The organism is Telmatobacter sp. DSM 110680 (assembly GCF_039994875.1).
In the GTDB taxonomy this organism is placed as follows: Bacteria; Acidobacteriota; Terriglobia; order Terriglobales; family Acidobacteriaceae; genus Telmatobacter.
This window is the reverse complement of sequence record NZ_CP121196.1, coordinates 1176840-1190613: the sequence shown is the minus strand read 5'-3', so window position 1 is coordinate 1190613 and position 13774 is coordinate 1176840. Positions and strand designations below refer to the sequence as shown.

Annotated in this window: 11 protein-coding genes; 4 read left to right on the top strand and 7 right to left on the bottom strand. The window is 55.9% G+C overall.

The features are described from left to right. Positions 1 to 15: 15 nt before the first annotated feature. Genes P8935_RS04755 through P8935_RS04745 form a run of 3 tightly spaced genes read right to left on the bottom strand, consistent with a single transcriptional unit; the run spans position 16 to position 3034 of the window. Positions 16 to 927, bottom strand: coding sequence for a dihydrodipicolinate synthase family protein (locus tag P8935_RS04755; protein ID WP_348263871.1), 912 nt, complete (start codon positions 925 to 927; stop codon positions 16 to 18). Then, on the bottom strand, positions 909 to 2075 hold the full coding sequence (locus tag P8935_RS04750; protein ID WP_348263870.1) for an FAD-dependent oxidoreductase: 1167 nt from the start codon (positions 2073 to 2075) through the stop codon (positions 909 to 911). The genes P8935_RS04755 and P8935_RS04750 overlap by 19 nt, the downstream gene beginning before the upstream one ends. Continuing rightward, complete coding sequence (locus tag P8935_RS04745; RefSeq protein WP_348263869.1) at positions 2075 to 3034, bottom strand: proline racemase family protein; 960 nt, start codon at positions 3032 to 3034, stop codon at positions 2075 to 2077. Before P8935_RS04745 ends, P8935_RS04750 begins: the two co-directional genes overlap by 1 nt. A 75-nt stretch (positions 3035 to 3109) precedes the next feature. Between P8935_RS04745 and P8935_RS04740 the strand changes: the two genes are divergently transcribed. Both P8935_RS04740 and P8935_RS04735 read left to right on the top strand, forming a co-directional pair. Further along, positions 3110 to 3379, top strand: coding sequence for a (2Fe-2S)-binding protein (locus tag P8935_RS04740; RefSeq protein WP_348263868.1), 270 nt, complete (start codon positions 3110 to 3112; stop codon positions 3377 to 3379). Next, positions 3376 to 4644 (top strand): FAD/NAD(P)-binding oxidoreductase, encoded by a 1269-nt coding sequence (locus tag P8935_RS04735; RefSeq protein ID WP_348263867.1) that lies wholly within the window; start codon positions 3376 to 3378, stop codon positions 4642 to 4644. Before P8935_RS04740 ends, P8935_RS04735 begins: the two co-directional genes overlap by 4 nt. A gap of 41 nt (positions 4645 to 4685) precedes the next feature. Here P8935_RS04735 and dinB read toward each other — a convergent pair whose 3' ends face one another. Both dinB and P8935_RS04725 read right to left on the bottom strand, forming a co-directional pair. Further along, positions 4686 to 5798: a DNA polymerase IV gene (gene dinB, locus P8935_RS04730; RefSeq protein ID WP_348263866.1), complete on the bottom strand. Its 1113-nt coding sequence runs from the start codon at positions 5796 to 5798 to the stop codon at positions 4686 to 4688. 1 nt (position 5799) lies between these two features. After that, positions 5800 to 6972, bottom strand: coding sequence for an SGNH/GDSL hydrolase family protein (locus P8935_RS04725; protein ID WP_348263865.1), 1173 nt, complete (start codon positions 6970 to 6972; stop codon positions 5800 to 5802). Positions 6973 to 7138: 166 nt separating this feature from the next. Between P8935_RS04725 and P8935_RS04720 the strand changes: the two genes are divergently transcribed. Then, positions 7139 to 8668 carry an acetylxylan esterase gene (locus P8935_RS04720; RefSeq protein ID WP_348263864.1) on the top strand — a complete coding sequence of 510 codons (1530 nt, stop codon included), beginning with the start codon at positions 7139 to 7141 and terminating at the stop codon, positions 8666 to 8668. 41 nt (positions 8669 to 8709) lie between these two features. Here the strand turns inward: P8935_RS04720 and P8935_RS04715 are convergent, their stop codons facing one another. Then, entirely contained in the window at positions 8710 to 10308 is a 1599-nt protein-coding gene (locus P8935_RS04715; RefSeq protein ID WP_348263863.1) for a malectin domain-containing carbohydrate-binding protein, read from the bottom strand. Positions 10309 to 10656: 348 nt separating this feature from the next. Between P8935_RS04715 and P8935_RS04710 the strand changes: the two genes are divergently transcribed. Continuing rightward, a complete protein-coding gene (locus P8935_RS04710; RefSeq protein WP_348263862.1) occupies positions 10657 to 11403 on the top strand; it encodes a tetratricopeptide repeat protein in 747 nt (248 codons plus the stop codon). 89 nt (positions 11404 to 11492) lie between these two features. Here P8935_RS04710 and P8935_RS04705 read toward each other — a convergent pair whose 3' ends face one another. Continuing rightward, positions 11493 to 13601, bottom strand: a complete 2109-nt coding sequence (locus P8935_RS04705) for a DUF4965 domain-containing protein (protein ID WP_348263861.1) — start codon at positions 13599 to 13601, stop codon at positions 11493 to 11495. Positions 13602 to 13774 lie beyond the last annotated feature (173 nt).

Below are 13774 nucleotides of genomic sequence, written 5' to 3'. Positions count from 1 at the left end.
ATAGTCGTGCTGAAGTTAGAGGGCTGAACTCGTGTACGTTTTTGGATGACTACGCACCGCTTCCGCGACCAACCTCTTTGTTTCGGCTAACTCGGCGCCTTCGATCTGCAGCCTTGGTGGCCGTACCCGGGCCGATCCAATCCCGATTTCCTCCTGGACCAGCTTGATTAATTGCACAAATTTGGGGACGGTGTCCATGCGCAGCAAGGGCAGAAACCAACGATAGAGATCGAAGGCAGATTGCTTGTCTCCCCTTTTTGCTATATCGAATAGTTCAACGGATTCACGCGGAAAGGCATTCACCAATCCCGCAATCCAACCCACGGCGCCTGCATCGATCCCTTCGACAATCGCATCGTCGACACCAACAAAGATTGCGAGGCGATTGTTCGACAACGCACGAATTGCGGTCACGCGCCGCACATCCGTGGAGGACTCCTTTACCGCAGCAAGATTGCCGAACTCATCTGCAAGTTCGGAGATTTGTTCAGGGATGAAATCTGTTCCATAGGCAACTGGGTTGTTATAGAGCATTGCCGGAAGCGGCGTCGCGCGCAGAATTGCGGCGATATGCGCCTTCGTTTCTCTCCAGTCGCCCCGATAAACATAGGGCGGCAGAATCATCAGTCCTTGCGCCCCGGCATCGGCCAGTGCCTTTGCGAGATTCACGGCCTCGATCGTAGAGAGCGCTGAAACTGCGCCGACAACTGGGATGGCAGGCGAGACCGCGTCCACCACATCGCACACAATGCGGATCTTCTCATCGAAAGTCAGCGTAGCCGCTTCGCCGAGCGAACCCAGGCACACGATTCCAGAGCAACCGTTCGCATGCAGCCACCGTGCGTGACGCTTTACAAATGGCCAGTCGACCTTGAGGTTTTCATCGAATGGCGTGGTCATCGCCGGCATTACGCCTTTCCATTGCATAGCGGCTCCTTGTGTGACGCAACATCTTGGTTATCGGGCTTTACAAATCGTGAGGGTACATAAGGCTCAATGGGAATCGCTGACTCTCGCCCGGTGAGTTTGGCGGCCAACAACTCCCCTGTAGCCAGAGACGTCGTGATGCCGAGGCCTTCGTGTCCGGTTGCGAGCCACACCGTCTCATCGAATGAGGCAGGCCCGATCAGCGGGAGTTTGTCCGGAGTGGCCGCCCGAAACCCTGTCCATACACGTAGCGCATTTAAATCTCCGATCGATGGCATGTACGTAGCGGCTCGTTGGAGCATGGCGCTCAGAATCTCCTGGTCGACGTTCGATGTCTCATCGCCATATTGCCGTGAGGAACCGATCAGAATCTGTCCCGTCTTTCGCGGCTGCACGTTGAACGCAACAGAATTCGACGACACTGAGTGAGCGCTCTTCAGGTACCCTAGCTCGACCAGTTGATGACGCACAAAACCCAGATAGCGATCAGTAATTACGAGATGGCCTTTACGCTTCTTCACCGGAACATCCCTAGTCAGTTCGGGCGCGCATGTGCCGGTCGCATTGATGAGGCATCGGGCCGTCAGTTCCGCTCCGCAGTCCAATACCACCCGACCACTTCCCATTTGCGTTACGCTGCGGCCGATTACAAGTGTTGCACCAAGATGCTCAGCCACTTTTGCGAAGTGAAGTGCGGCCGTTGGCGGATAAATAACCGCGTCCTCGGGAACCAGCAACGCTCCGGCAAGCCCTGGTCTGACGTTCGGCTCCAGATCGAATAGCTCACGTGCATTCAGCAGCTGGGCAGGCACATCTCTGTCGCAGTAAAACCGATGCTTCCGCTCTGCTTCGGCCATCTCTTCATCGTCCGCTGCGAGCCATATTGTTCCGGTCGTTTCGTATTCGACACTATCCGGCAGCTGAGCCGCGAGCCTGGACCACAACAACTGCGAATAACGCGTTAAGGCAAACTGGGCTTCAGAGTCGTCCATCACTACAACGTGGCCCATACCTGCGGCTGTCGCGCCACCTCCGAGCATGTCGCGTTCGACAAGCGCGACTTGCAACCCTGCTCGCGCGCAAGAGGCCGCCGTGGCCGCCCCGACAATGCCGCCACCCACGATGACTGCATCGAAAGAAGTTTGCATCACGACCCAATCCCATTGCGGAATGGATCTCCGGCATCGAACAACAAGGTGCTCTCCGCCGTCACAAACGCTGAACCGGTGATCGACGGAATGATCGCTCCGTTTTCGATGCGTACACTCCCCTCAAATACCGTGCCGAGAATCCCTTCCTGTCTCCAAGCGTCGCCGGGAGCCAGTTTGCCTGCCGCAACCAGACATGCCATCTTCGCACTGGTGCCTGTCCCGCAAGGCGAGCGATCGTAGGCTTTGCCTGGGCAGAGTACAAAATTTCGGCTGTGGTTGAACGGATCACGCGGCGCAGTAAATAGCTCGATGTGATCAATCTCCGCGCCATTAGCCCCCGTTATCCCGTTGGTCGAGAGCTCGGTGCGAATCCTCCAAGTCAAATTAGTGAGCGCTTCCGCGTTTTCTAACTCTAGCGGTAAATCGTTATGCGCAATGAGGAAGAACCAGTTACCACCCCATGCGATATCTCCGGACACGGTTCCATGACCGGGGACTTGAACCTCAACCGCAGTGGCGTAACGGTAGGCTGGGACATTTTCGATCGTGGCATCATTTGCCGATTTGAGGTCTATCTTGACCTTACCCACAGGGGTCTGCAGAAAATGAATCCCCGGCTCAATTCGTCCCACGTGCGCCAGCGTCGCAGCTACGCCAATGGTGCCGTGGCCACACATTCCCAGATAGCCTGCGTTGTTAAAGAAGATGACTGCGGCTGCACAATCTGGAGTATCCGGCTCGAGCAACCACGCGCCCACCACTACATCGGAACCGCGCGGTTCGCATAAGATGGCGCGACGCACCCAGTCGTGATCACGGCGAAGGCGCTCCATGCGCTCTGCCAATGTTCCTTTGCCAAGGTCTGGTCCGCCAGACAAAACGCATCGCGTGGGCTCGCCCGCGGTATGCGAGTCAATCACTTCGATTTTGCGGGATGAACTCAATCCGACTTTCATAAGTGGCTATTAGCCGTTCGTCGCTTCTTGCGAAGTATACAAAATGGATTACAATCAACGTCGTTTCCGAGTCTCATGAATTCATCGACGTCCGCACAACCCGCGACTCCCTGCGTTGATTTGACTCTCAACGGAAGGCAGATCTCGGCTCCGCAAGGAACGACGCTTGCGGCCGCACTGATGAACGCGGGGATTGGCACCCGAGAATCCGTTTCAGGCTGGGCGCGTAGCCCTCTCTGTGCCATGGGCATCTGCATGGAGTGCTGCGCTACGGTGAATGGCGTCAAGCATGTGCGTACCTGCCAGGTTGATGTGCAGCAGAGCATGACCGTGGTGACACGGTGACCAGCTTCGACGTGGTAGTGGTCGGCGCCGGACCCGCAGGAATGGCGGCTGCAACAGCGGCATCCACCGGTGGGGCTAACGTTTGCATCGTAGATGAAAATGCACATTGCGGCGGACAAATCTGGCGCGGATACGATCTGGCCGTAAAGGCGCCAGATCAACGATTCGTACAATTGCGGAGCGCACTTGAGCGTGGACAGGTTGTCGTGCGCTATGGGACAAGAGTTGTGGCGAATCCTGCGCGTTACATCCTGCGGCTCGAAACTGCTACCTCAGCCGAGGACATTCGTTATCGTCGTCTGATTCTCGCTACGGGAGCACGTGAGCGTTTCCTGCCGTTTCCCGGATGGAGCCTCCCGGGCGTGATGGGAGCAGGCGGCCTTCAGGCGATGATCAAGCAGGGTCTGCAGATTGAGGGAAAGCGGGTGGTGCTTTCGGGAAGCGGGCCTCTGTTGCTGGCCGTAGCTGCCAACCTCTCAAAAAATGGGGCACACATTCTCGGCATCTTCGAACAAGCATCTGCCGCGCGCTTAGCTCGATTTGGTTTGAAGCTTCTTCGTCATCCGGGGAAATTGCGAGACGGCACCGCTTATCGCTCGGCAACCCTTTCGATCCCCTACAGGACCGGATCGTGGGTGACGCAGGCGCAAGGTAAAGACCGCTTGCAATCGGTAACGGTCGCGGCGAGAGGTAGCACGCGCACAATCGCATGCGACTACCTTGGCTGTGGATTCCACCTGATCCCAAACCTTGAACTGCCGCGCTTGCTGCAATGTGCGCTTCGGTCCGGCTATGTGCACGTGAACGAACAGCAAGAGACATCCGTGAAAGACGTCTACTGCGTCGGAGAATCTACGGGCGTTGGCGGTTTGGAGAAGGCGCTCTGCGAAGGCGAAATTGCAGGACTGGTATCTGCGGGGCGTTCGGCTGCGCATTTGTTCAAGCGACGAGATCGGTATCGGCGGTTTGCCAGAGAACTAGACCGAACCTTCACTCCGAGGCCCGAGTTGAGCCAGCTTGCCGCTCCAGACACCCTGATTTGCCGTTGCGAAGATGTATCCCGCGAAGCACTGGGTTCGATGCATTCTTGGCGGGAAGCGAAGCTGCATACACGCTGTGGAATGGGACCTTGCCAGGGCCGGATTTGCGGACCTGCAGCCGAATTTTTGCTTGGATGGAATGCTGAACGCAGCCGCCCACCTGCGCTTCCTGCGCGCTTGTCGACCTTGGGAAGCCCAATCGAAAAGGCTCGCTCAACAATGTGAACCGATCACCGGCATCATTCCAGCACGACCCATCGACTGGCTCAATCAAACAGTCGATTCTCCATTGGGTCGGTCATGGCGTCGCGAAAGTTCGAGAGTCCAATACCCACCAGTCGAAATTTCTGTCCCGGACTCAGAAGCACCTTTTCCCGCAGCGCTAAGGCGATGCTGACGAGGTCTTCGCAGGAAGCCGGAGGCCAAGCAGGCGTATGGCTTCGTGTAAGGATGCTGAACTCCGCCGTTTTCAGCTTCAGCACGACCGTGCGCGCTGTCCTCGGCTCTTTAAGCGATGCCAGCCATACCTTTTCTGCGAGACTACGAATCATGGCGTCTGTCTCCTCTAACAGTATGTCCGATTCAAATGTGTCTTCGGCGGATATCGACTGGGTTGGCCGGTTTGGTTCGACGGGATTATCGTCGATTCCGCGAGCCAGTTCGAAAAGACGAATTCCGTAGCGACCAAATTGCTGTTGTAGAACACCAGATTCAAAGCTTCTGATTTCTCCGACTGTCCGCACCCCTAGATCCGCAAGTCGTCTCGCCGTGACTTTCCCTACTCCGGGCAAACGATTGACGGCGAGGGGAGTGAGGAAGTCGATCGCTTCATCCGGCTTGATGACGAACAATCCGTCAGGCTTGCGCCAGTCTGAGGCAATCTTGGCGAGGAATTTGTTAGCTGCGATCCCGGCAGATGCGGTCAACTGCAGCTCTTGTCGAATCTGTTCGCGAATCGTGCGTGCTACATGTGTAGCGCTTGGAAGCCCGGTCTTATTTTTGGTGACATCCAGATAGGCTTCGTCCAATGAGAGCGGTTCCACAAGGTCAGTGTGGCGCAGAAAGATCTCTCGCACGCTTCTCGATACGGCACGATAGCGCAAAAAGTCTGGTGGAATAAAAACTGCGTGCGGACATAAACGCTCAGCTTGAACAGCCGGCATTGCAGACCGGACTCCAAACTTCCTCGCTTCGTACGAAGCCGCACAAACCACTGAGCGCTTGCCGCGCCAAGCCACGACGACGGGCTGCCCTCGCAGTTGCGGCGTATCCCGCTGTTCTACCGATGCGTAGAAGGCATCCATATCTACGTGAATGATCTTGCGAGTGTCCATTAGGATTGCCGTCTGCTCAGCCTCAATTGGCAGAGCCGCCCGCATTTCAGTCTGCACCTTGAAACAGGGCAAGTGGAATCGCATTGCCCATTGCCTTGTACCCTGCGGGGGACGGATGCAGGTGATCTCCACAGTCGTACGCAGGCAAAAGCTGATCCGGATGCTGCGGGTCGCGGACTACGCTGTCGAAATCGAGCACAGCATCGAAGTTTCCTGCAGCACGAATCCACTGGTTTACGGCTTGCCTGTCAGCTTCGCTCAGTGGACCTGGGTGATAATAGCTCGATCCGACGTAGGGCGTGATCGTAGCTCCAATCACACGAATGCCATGGGCGTGCGCGCGTGCAATCATCTGCTGATAGGCCTCGATTACACGTCCAACAAGTGCGGTGTGCTGGGATGGAGCCACTTCGCCGTCCCTTGCTAAACCGCCAAGGTCATTCACGCCTTCGAAGACGATAACCCAGTGGACGCCCGCCGGCGCCAGCACGTCGCGATCGAAGCGCGACAATGCGTTTGGCCCAAGGCCGTCAGTCAAAAGATGATTTCCGCCGATGCCCTGATTCGATACGCCTATATTGCGCGTTGCCTGTGAACTCTGGAGTTTGTTCGCCAGCACGTCGGTCCAGCGATCGTTTCCATTGGTCGTGGCGCCGTGCCCATCGGTGATGGAATCGCCCAGCACGACTACCGCTGCGGACCCAACTGGAGTCTGCACGTCAATCTCTGAAACTTGGTACCAGTGATCTACGTGCTTCGGTTCGGTCAGGGAGGCAGCGTTCACCACATTGCCGTGAATGAAATAGGAAGTCGTCCGCGATCCCGGATGGCCAGTCTGCTGCGCGGGCGGGGATTGCAGATGGAAACTCACGGCTAAATCAGAGAGCGGCGCCACCACGTAGTCGATCGGGTCTGAGATCAATTCTGCGCCTGGAGGAATCACGGCCTCAGTACTTCCAGCGAACGTCAATGGCCTGTCGCTCGCCGCGTCAATCGAAGAGGAGACTGACGAGACTGGCCGCGCAACGTGCACCGAATCAACATGAAGTGTTTCCGTTCCGAAAGCGTTGGAAAAATGGACGCGAACTGCCGAACCGCCAACAGAGAGATGGAAGATCTGTCGAATTGTCGCATCGGTGAGGTCCTCCGCCGGCAAGGCGTTCTGAGGTTCAGGGACTTGCTGAGACGCGCCCCAACTCGCAACCCAAGTTCGGGGCATCGTGGCTTGCGACTTTTGCGACCACGCCCCGAGAGCCGTTCCCGCTAAGCATAACCAGAACGAGACGAAGAAACTTAGTGCCTGCTTCACCGCGGAAGGTTTAATATGGACCCCCAAGTAAATCGCTTTGCGAAAGCGCTCAAAGCATAACATTCTGGAGCATTCCGTGACGGTCTTCAAGTTGAAGTTTGCACTGATCTACCTTGTCTCAACAGTTTGCGCATTTGTCATAAGTCCCGCTGCAGCGCAAACGCCGGTCACATTCACGTCCGACCAGGACCACCAGAACATGATGGACCAGCTTGGCATTAAGGCGCTTCGGCCCGGCCCGAGCGGTGACGAAAAGGCGCCCAATCACGCCAACTACGACGAGTCCCGGGCGAATCCATACCCGAATGTGCCGGACCCGCTCACCATGAACGACGGACAGAAGGTGACTACTCCCGCAATGTGGTGGGATAAGCGGCGTCCAGAACTGATAGAAATGTTTTCGAAGTACGTTTATGGCCGGGTTCCAAACAATGTCCCAAAGGTTAAGTGGACAGTCAACACCGTTGATCACGAAATGATTGGATTTACGCCGGTGATCGCAAAGGACGTCGAGGGCATTGTTGACAACTCCTCGTCTCCAGACATCAGCGTCCATATGCACATGATGCTGGTATTACCGGCTCGCGCCAAGGGGCCGGTGCCAGTGTTGATGATGTTTGGGCGCGCTGCGTTCCCATATCCCAACGAACCCGCGGGTGGCGATCTCGATAAGATCAACAAGGCTTGGGAGTCTGTGCTTATTCAGCAAGACCCATCATTGAAGCAGGTTTTTGAGCAGCATCCCGCGTGGCAACCGATTAAGGCCACTCCATTCCAATTTCCACAATTGAATGAAGATGGCGGTCTGCCGAACCCCTGGCAGTTGGTTGCAGCGGGATGGGGATTTGCTCTCTTCGACCCCGCCAGCGTTCAGGCCGACGATGGAGCAGGAATTACGCGCGGGATTATAGGCCTCGTCAACAAAGGGCAACCGCGCAAGCCTGAAGACTGGGGCGCGCTACGGGCGTGGGCGTGGGGCGCCGCTCGCGGACTGGATTATCTGGAAACCGATTCTGCCGTAGACGCAAAGCATGTTGGTATCGAGGGCGTTTCTCGCTACGGCAAAGCCGCGCTCGTCACGATGGCATTCGATCAGCGATTTGCCATGGTGCTGGTGGGCTCGTCAGGAAAAGGGGGAGCCACCCTGCTCCGTCGCAATTTCGGAGAAGCCGTGGAGAGCTTGACGGGGGGCGAATACTACTGGATGGCGGGAAACTTCATGAAGTACGGCGCCTCTGAGGGAACATTCGGAAGCATGACGCCTGGCGATATTCCTGTTGATTCCAATGAACTGATCGCTCTGTGCGCGCCGCGCTTGACATTCATCAGCTATGGAATTCCCGCGAAGGGCGACGCTAATTGGCTCGATCATAAAGGCAGCTTCATGGCGACTGTGGACGCGAGCCGGGTCTTCACTTTGCTGGGCGCGAAAGGTCTTGCCGTCGAAGGCGATTACCGTACAGCACAAATGCCGCCCGCAAACACTGGACTCCTCGATGGGCAACTCGCCTGGCGCCAGCACGATGGCGGGCACACTGACGCTCCGAATATGAAGTACTTTATCGAGTGGGCCGACAAGAAAATCGGACACACGGCGACACAATAATTGAACAACAGAGGGGGGACTGAAACACTGTGCGCAGAAGGCTACTGCGGCAGGACCTCGATTCCGACGACAGTCGGATAGCCTTCGACGGGAACAAACTCAATGAGCAGCTTTCCCTGTGAGTTCGGCTCAAGTCCAGCGAATCTGCGACTCTGGGCAGCGGTCCCGTGCGCTTCCCTCGTGAGGTTGAAGTTTTGTAGCAGCACTTTTCCGTTGCAGAACACATTAAAAATATGCTCGGCCTCCGTACCTTTGTTTTCGGAATTCAACAATGCTCCAGGGCTATCGTGTCGCGCCGCAAAGAATAACGTCACTGTGTATTTGCCCGGCGCAACCGGAATTGCATAGGAGAAGTTGCCCCATCGCTCCGATTCGAATAGTTCAGGATCGTCGGTGCCAGTAACAGGCGTCGTGAACGACGCGAGTTGTCCACCTGCAAAATAGTTATCCGGGCTCCACCAATGGCTGTCGTTCGAATAGTAAGGGGTTTGCCTGGCGAGAAGGCGCACTGGGCGTATGTGCCCATGAAGTCCGGGCAGAACTTCAATCGCAGAGAGCGTCGCCTGCTTACCATCTTCGCCGGCAAATTCGAGATGGAGCATCCCGTCCGACGCTGGAGTGATTTCGGGAAAGACTTTGACGTCGGCTGTGAGGCTCGCTCCGGCATCCTCCACCACGTCGAACCGTTTTAGCAGCGTCTTTCCATTTGCGCGAACCGTCATGATGCGGCTGCCCTCACCGCCGGAACCTCCAGATTCCGGCCCGAACACTGTCTCAGCAAAATGAAGATGCAGTTCGTAGATACCTTTCGGCAGCGGTATGTCGTAGCGAAACTGCCCCTGCCTGTTAGTTCGATAGAAGAATGGATCCTGCGTGCGCGCAATATGCGCGGCGGTGGTCTTCAAGGCCTCACCGCCGGAAAAACCATAATCCGCGCTCCAAAGCTTACCAGCATGGTCGACCAGGCTTCGGCTACTGCCCGCCAGGATTCGAATCTCCTGGCCAGTTGGAGGCCCTATGAGCGATTCAACTGGTGGCGCAGCCGCTTCAATACCCGACACTGGGGGCGAGGCGTTTCTTTCCTTCCGGGCGCGGATCAATCCGAAGGTGATGCCCATGCCTAGAAGCAGCAAGCCGACGGTTCCGGTGAGCCACCATTGTCTGGGTCCCCAGCGTTGCCGGTCCGTGGTCTTTTTCAGGGCCAGAGTATCGGCGACTGCGCTGCTTTCTTGAGAAATTGAAGTGCGGGGTTCAAGCGGAGTTCTGCTCAAATTGCTCTCGAACTTCGGTACGTATTGTCCCACCGGAACAGTGATGCGCACCTGGTGGGATGCGCCTTCGCCGGCATAGTACTCCGCGAGCCGTTTGCGCAGCCGATTCGCTTCGACTCTCACAATGGAATCAGAATCCTGATCAAACGAGTCCCTACGCTGGAACACCTCTAGCGCTATGGAGTACTCCTTGATCTGATTCGCCTCCCCGGCAAAGTACTTCTCGCAGAGGTACGACAGCAAGTGGGCAAGTTTAGGGGCGCGAACGAACTCCTTCCCTTCCAGCAGGGTTGCAAGCTCTGCCCTTTCCAGTTCGCGCTCAACGGTTTCGGTACTTCCTGTCGTCATCTTGTGACGCTTTGAATTCAAGCTATCCACTCATAAGATTCGAATCCACAGCCATATTAGTTCCACTTTATTGATGTTGCCTGGATTTAACGGTGTAGGGAGCGGGCTGCTCGACCCATGTAACGGCTTTAACCTCTGGTTGAATCCTCAAAAACTGCTCCCCCACGCTACGCTTTGGCAAGCAGAAGTCTCTTTCGAAACAGAGGCCTGCAATCACGATCACCGTATGTAACGGTGATGAAACGGGCAGGTAGCAGGCATAGCGTTGCTGGAACGCGCCAAGAGTCGTCTACTTAGGTCGATGTTGAGCCGATCGCCGAACATGCAGAGGCCGATCGAGGGCGAAATGCTCCTGGAAGAGGAACGACCATGAAGACTCTTACGATGAAGCTTATTGCAACCAGCCTTGTTATTTGTACGGCCCCCATATTGTGGGCGAACTCCTCCCTCGATCTCCCCAGGACCGACGAGCTAGTTAAGTCTGCGGAGATGAAAGGCGACCTCGAAAGAATTCACAACAACTACTTTCTGGCGATCTCTTACTACAGGCAAGCTCTGCGGGCAGACCCGCGAAACCCTTCACTTCTGAACAAGATCGGTATCTCTGAATTGAAACTAGGTGACCGGGGACCCGCCCGCAAGTACTTCAGCCAGGCATTGAAAGCGGATCCCAAGAACATTTCAGCTCTCAACAATCTTGGCGCCGTCGCATATCTGGACAAGAAGTACAAACCGGCTGTCAAATACCTGAAACAGGCCCTCGAACTCGACGAGTCCAGCGCTCCTGCTCATCTCAACCTGGCCGAAGCCTGGCTGGGAATGGGAGAGGTTGATCGCGCGATGACGGAATACGCAAGGGCGATCGAACTGGATGCCGACATCCTGAGCGATAGTGCGACGGGGGTCTCTGCTCGCGTAAGCACTCCTGAACAACGCGCGCGCGTCGATTACCTCATCGCGAAGGCATATGCCAAACGTGGCAATCTCGATGGCGCCTTGGAGTATCTGGGTCGCGCCAAGGAGCTGCGATTCGCAGAACTATCCAGAGTCTACAAAGATCAGGAATTTGCTTCGTTGTGGATGGACCCTCGTCTGGAAAAGATCATCAAGCGGTAGACGCGGCCGCGACCGAAATTCTCTGTCTCGCCGTGATCCACCACGGCGAGACATCATTTTTGAAGGATCAGGAGCCCCTATGCAATCGATCAATGCGTGCGCAGGCCGCGTTCCGCCCACTTGTTCCATAGCTCTGGATCAGCCAGCATCTTGATATAGACGCCGCCTACCACGGATCTCGCTTGAAAACCAACATGATGCGCTGTCACCGTGTCGTACCAGTCCGTCATAGGTATACGATCCGGGGTCTGATTCAGAAATTGGAAGATGGGATGAACAATCGCCTGAAAGTCTGCTGGATTCGTCGCCATCGTAGCTGACCAGATCGACCAGTCGAGCTTGGTGTATTTCGCTCGATTGTCGAGTGGCAATCCATAGGGATTGCTTTTGGTCTTATAAAACGCAATCTCCTTGGCCGCAACATCGGCAGGAAACATGTGAACCCCAAGTAGCGTGTCCCATACCAGATTGTATTTCTGACTCCAGGTGCCGGTTTTATCAAACGCGAGGCGGTAGTGGTCGCCGTCGGCAGCCATCTGCACCCACTTCGCTGCCATTGACTTGGCCGCCGCGTCATACTTCTCGGCTGTCTTCGCTTCTCCCAATTGCTTCGCCAGTTGAGCGTAAGTCGCCAGGGCTTCAATCGCTTTGATCGATAGATTCGTGTTGTGCGCCAGGTGACCAGCAAAGTCATCAGTGCACAGTTGATTCTCCGGATCGAAACCCTTCTCGAGAAGATAATCTGCCCATTTGGTGAGCAGCGGCCAATGGCGCTTAGCAAAAGATGTGTCGTGTTCAGCGTGCGCGACTGCGGCGAAGAGCAGAATCATGTTACCGGACTCTTCCACCGGCATCTGGTCGTCTTCGCTTATCTCGCCTCCGCCATAGAGCTGGCCGTTCGCCAACGGATACACTCCCAGATCGTGCGGCGCAAACGGAAACTTCCAATGCGGCGTCTCCGCATAGCGAGCCACGGGCTCAAGCTGTGCTTCGACCAGCTTGGGATTCAGGAATAGAAACATTGGCGCCGAAGGATAGATGACGTCCACGGTTGAGATTGAACCGTTACTGAAATTCTCCTTGGGCATAAAGAACGGAATTCCGTCAGCGTCTTCTACGAGCTTGTGCGCAGCGATTGCTTGACGAAAAGCAAGAATCGCAATCGCTGCATACTCTTTGCCCCCGGCTTGCACGAGATCGTGTTCCAACTCGGCATCGTATTGCTCGGCGCGCTTCGCAAGCGTCATGTAGTCTCGATCAGCCGCCTCAAGCATGGCGGTGAAAGTAGGAAACTCCGTGCGCCAATAGGGGAGCAGCTTCTGATGCATGTACTCGATCGAATACACATCGTCATAAGCAAGCAAAACGTGTCGTGTTACACCGGATGAACCGACCTTCCCTAGTGGCAGCGCAACATCGAGCAGGGGCGGAGAAGGATAACGGCTTTGCGGTACACGCGGCTGATCAAGATCGTCGCTTTCCGGCAACTTGCCGCTATCGTTGAAGCGATCCCGATCATTCTCGTTTCCGGCCGCGAGCGAAGCGCTGTCCGCGTCTGGAACGCCAAGGTAGAAATATCCCCAGTTAATGCGTACGTTGTCGCCCCACTGCTCCAGCATCGGTTGCCTTTGCGTTCCAACGCGCAATAGATGTAGTCCCGGAATTTTGGCGCGCGACCAAGCAACTGCCTCCCCCGCGTTATTGGTGGCAATCGAACCATCGACGTCAAGATACAGGGTCACGTCATGCTCGGCGCCGTCGCGTGATTTCACATCCCAGGTGAGATATGTGACAGGACGGGACATAACTTTCATGTCGTCGGGAAATGCCGGCGTGAGAAAGCAGATACGAAGCTCGATCTTGTTATTTTGAAGTGTGATGATGGTTCGGGTCGGGGTCAATTTGCGATCGGTCTCTTCAAGCGCTGGACCCGAGCCGTCGGCATTACCGAGATATCGAAAATTCTGGCCATCGACACGGACGATGCCGTTAAACTCCTGCGCCGTGCCCGTCCAATGCCGCGTGGGGCCGCCAGTGAGCTGATCGGATGTGGACCAGACGCTGAAATAAGGGTCATGTACGATCAGCGGAGTTGCAGGCGCGCGCAGTGGAGCCGCCCCGTTTGTCTGCGCTACAAGGGCTGAGCAACAGAGTGCGAGTACCACGGCTGCGGCTGCTTTCACGAGCGAGTGTTTCATATAAGGTCCCCAATCCTGCTTGCTTGCTCAACCAATGGATTATATTGCACAGCTTGATTAAGTCCTGTTCGCTGTGTTTTTCACCTCAATCGTCGCGTGGCCGATCGTGCTGCGCTTTCTGCGATCAACAGTTTCAGTTCCATCGAAGCGGGCCCATGTTAAACTTCCAGCCT

Bases quoted from the DNA above. Each gene is read 5' to 3' on its own strand.
- P8935_RS04755 (WP_348263871.1), bottom strand. From the start codon at position 927: ATGCAATGGAAAGGCGTAATGCCGGCGATGACCACGCCATTCGATGAA.
- P8935_RS04750 (WP_348263870.1), bottom strand. From the start codon at position 2,075: ATGCAAACTTCTTTCGATGCAGTCATCGTGGGTGGCGGCATTGTCGGG.
- P8935_RS04745 (WP_348263869.1), bottom strand. From the start codon at position 3,034: ATGAAAGTCGGATTGAGTTCATCCCGCAAAATCGAAGTGATTGACTCG.
- P8935_RS04740 (WP_348263868.1), top strand. From the start codon at position 3,110: ATGAATTCATCGACGTCCGCACAACCCGCGACTCCCTGCGTTGATTTG.
- dinB (WP_348263866.1), bottom strand. From the start codon at position 5,798: ATGCGGGCGGCTCTGCCAATTGAGGCTGAGCAGACGGCAATCCTAATG.
- P8935_RS04725 (WP_348263865.1), bottom strand. From the start codon at position 6,972: ATGCCCCGAACTTGGGTTGCGAGTTGGGGCGCGTCTCAGCAAGTCCCT.
- P8935_RS04710 (WP_348263862.1), top strand. From the start codon at position 10,657: ATGAAGACTCTTACGATGAAGCTTATTGCAACCAGCCTTGTTATTTGT.
- P8935_RS04705 (WP_348263861.1), bottom strand. From the start codon at position 13,601: ATGAAACACTCGCTCGTGAAAGCAGCCGCAGCCGTGGTACTCGCACTC.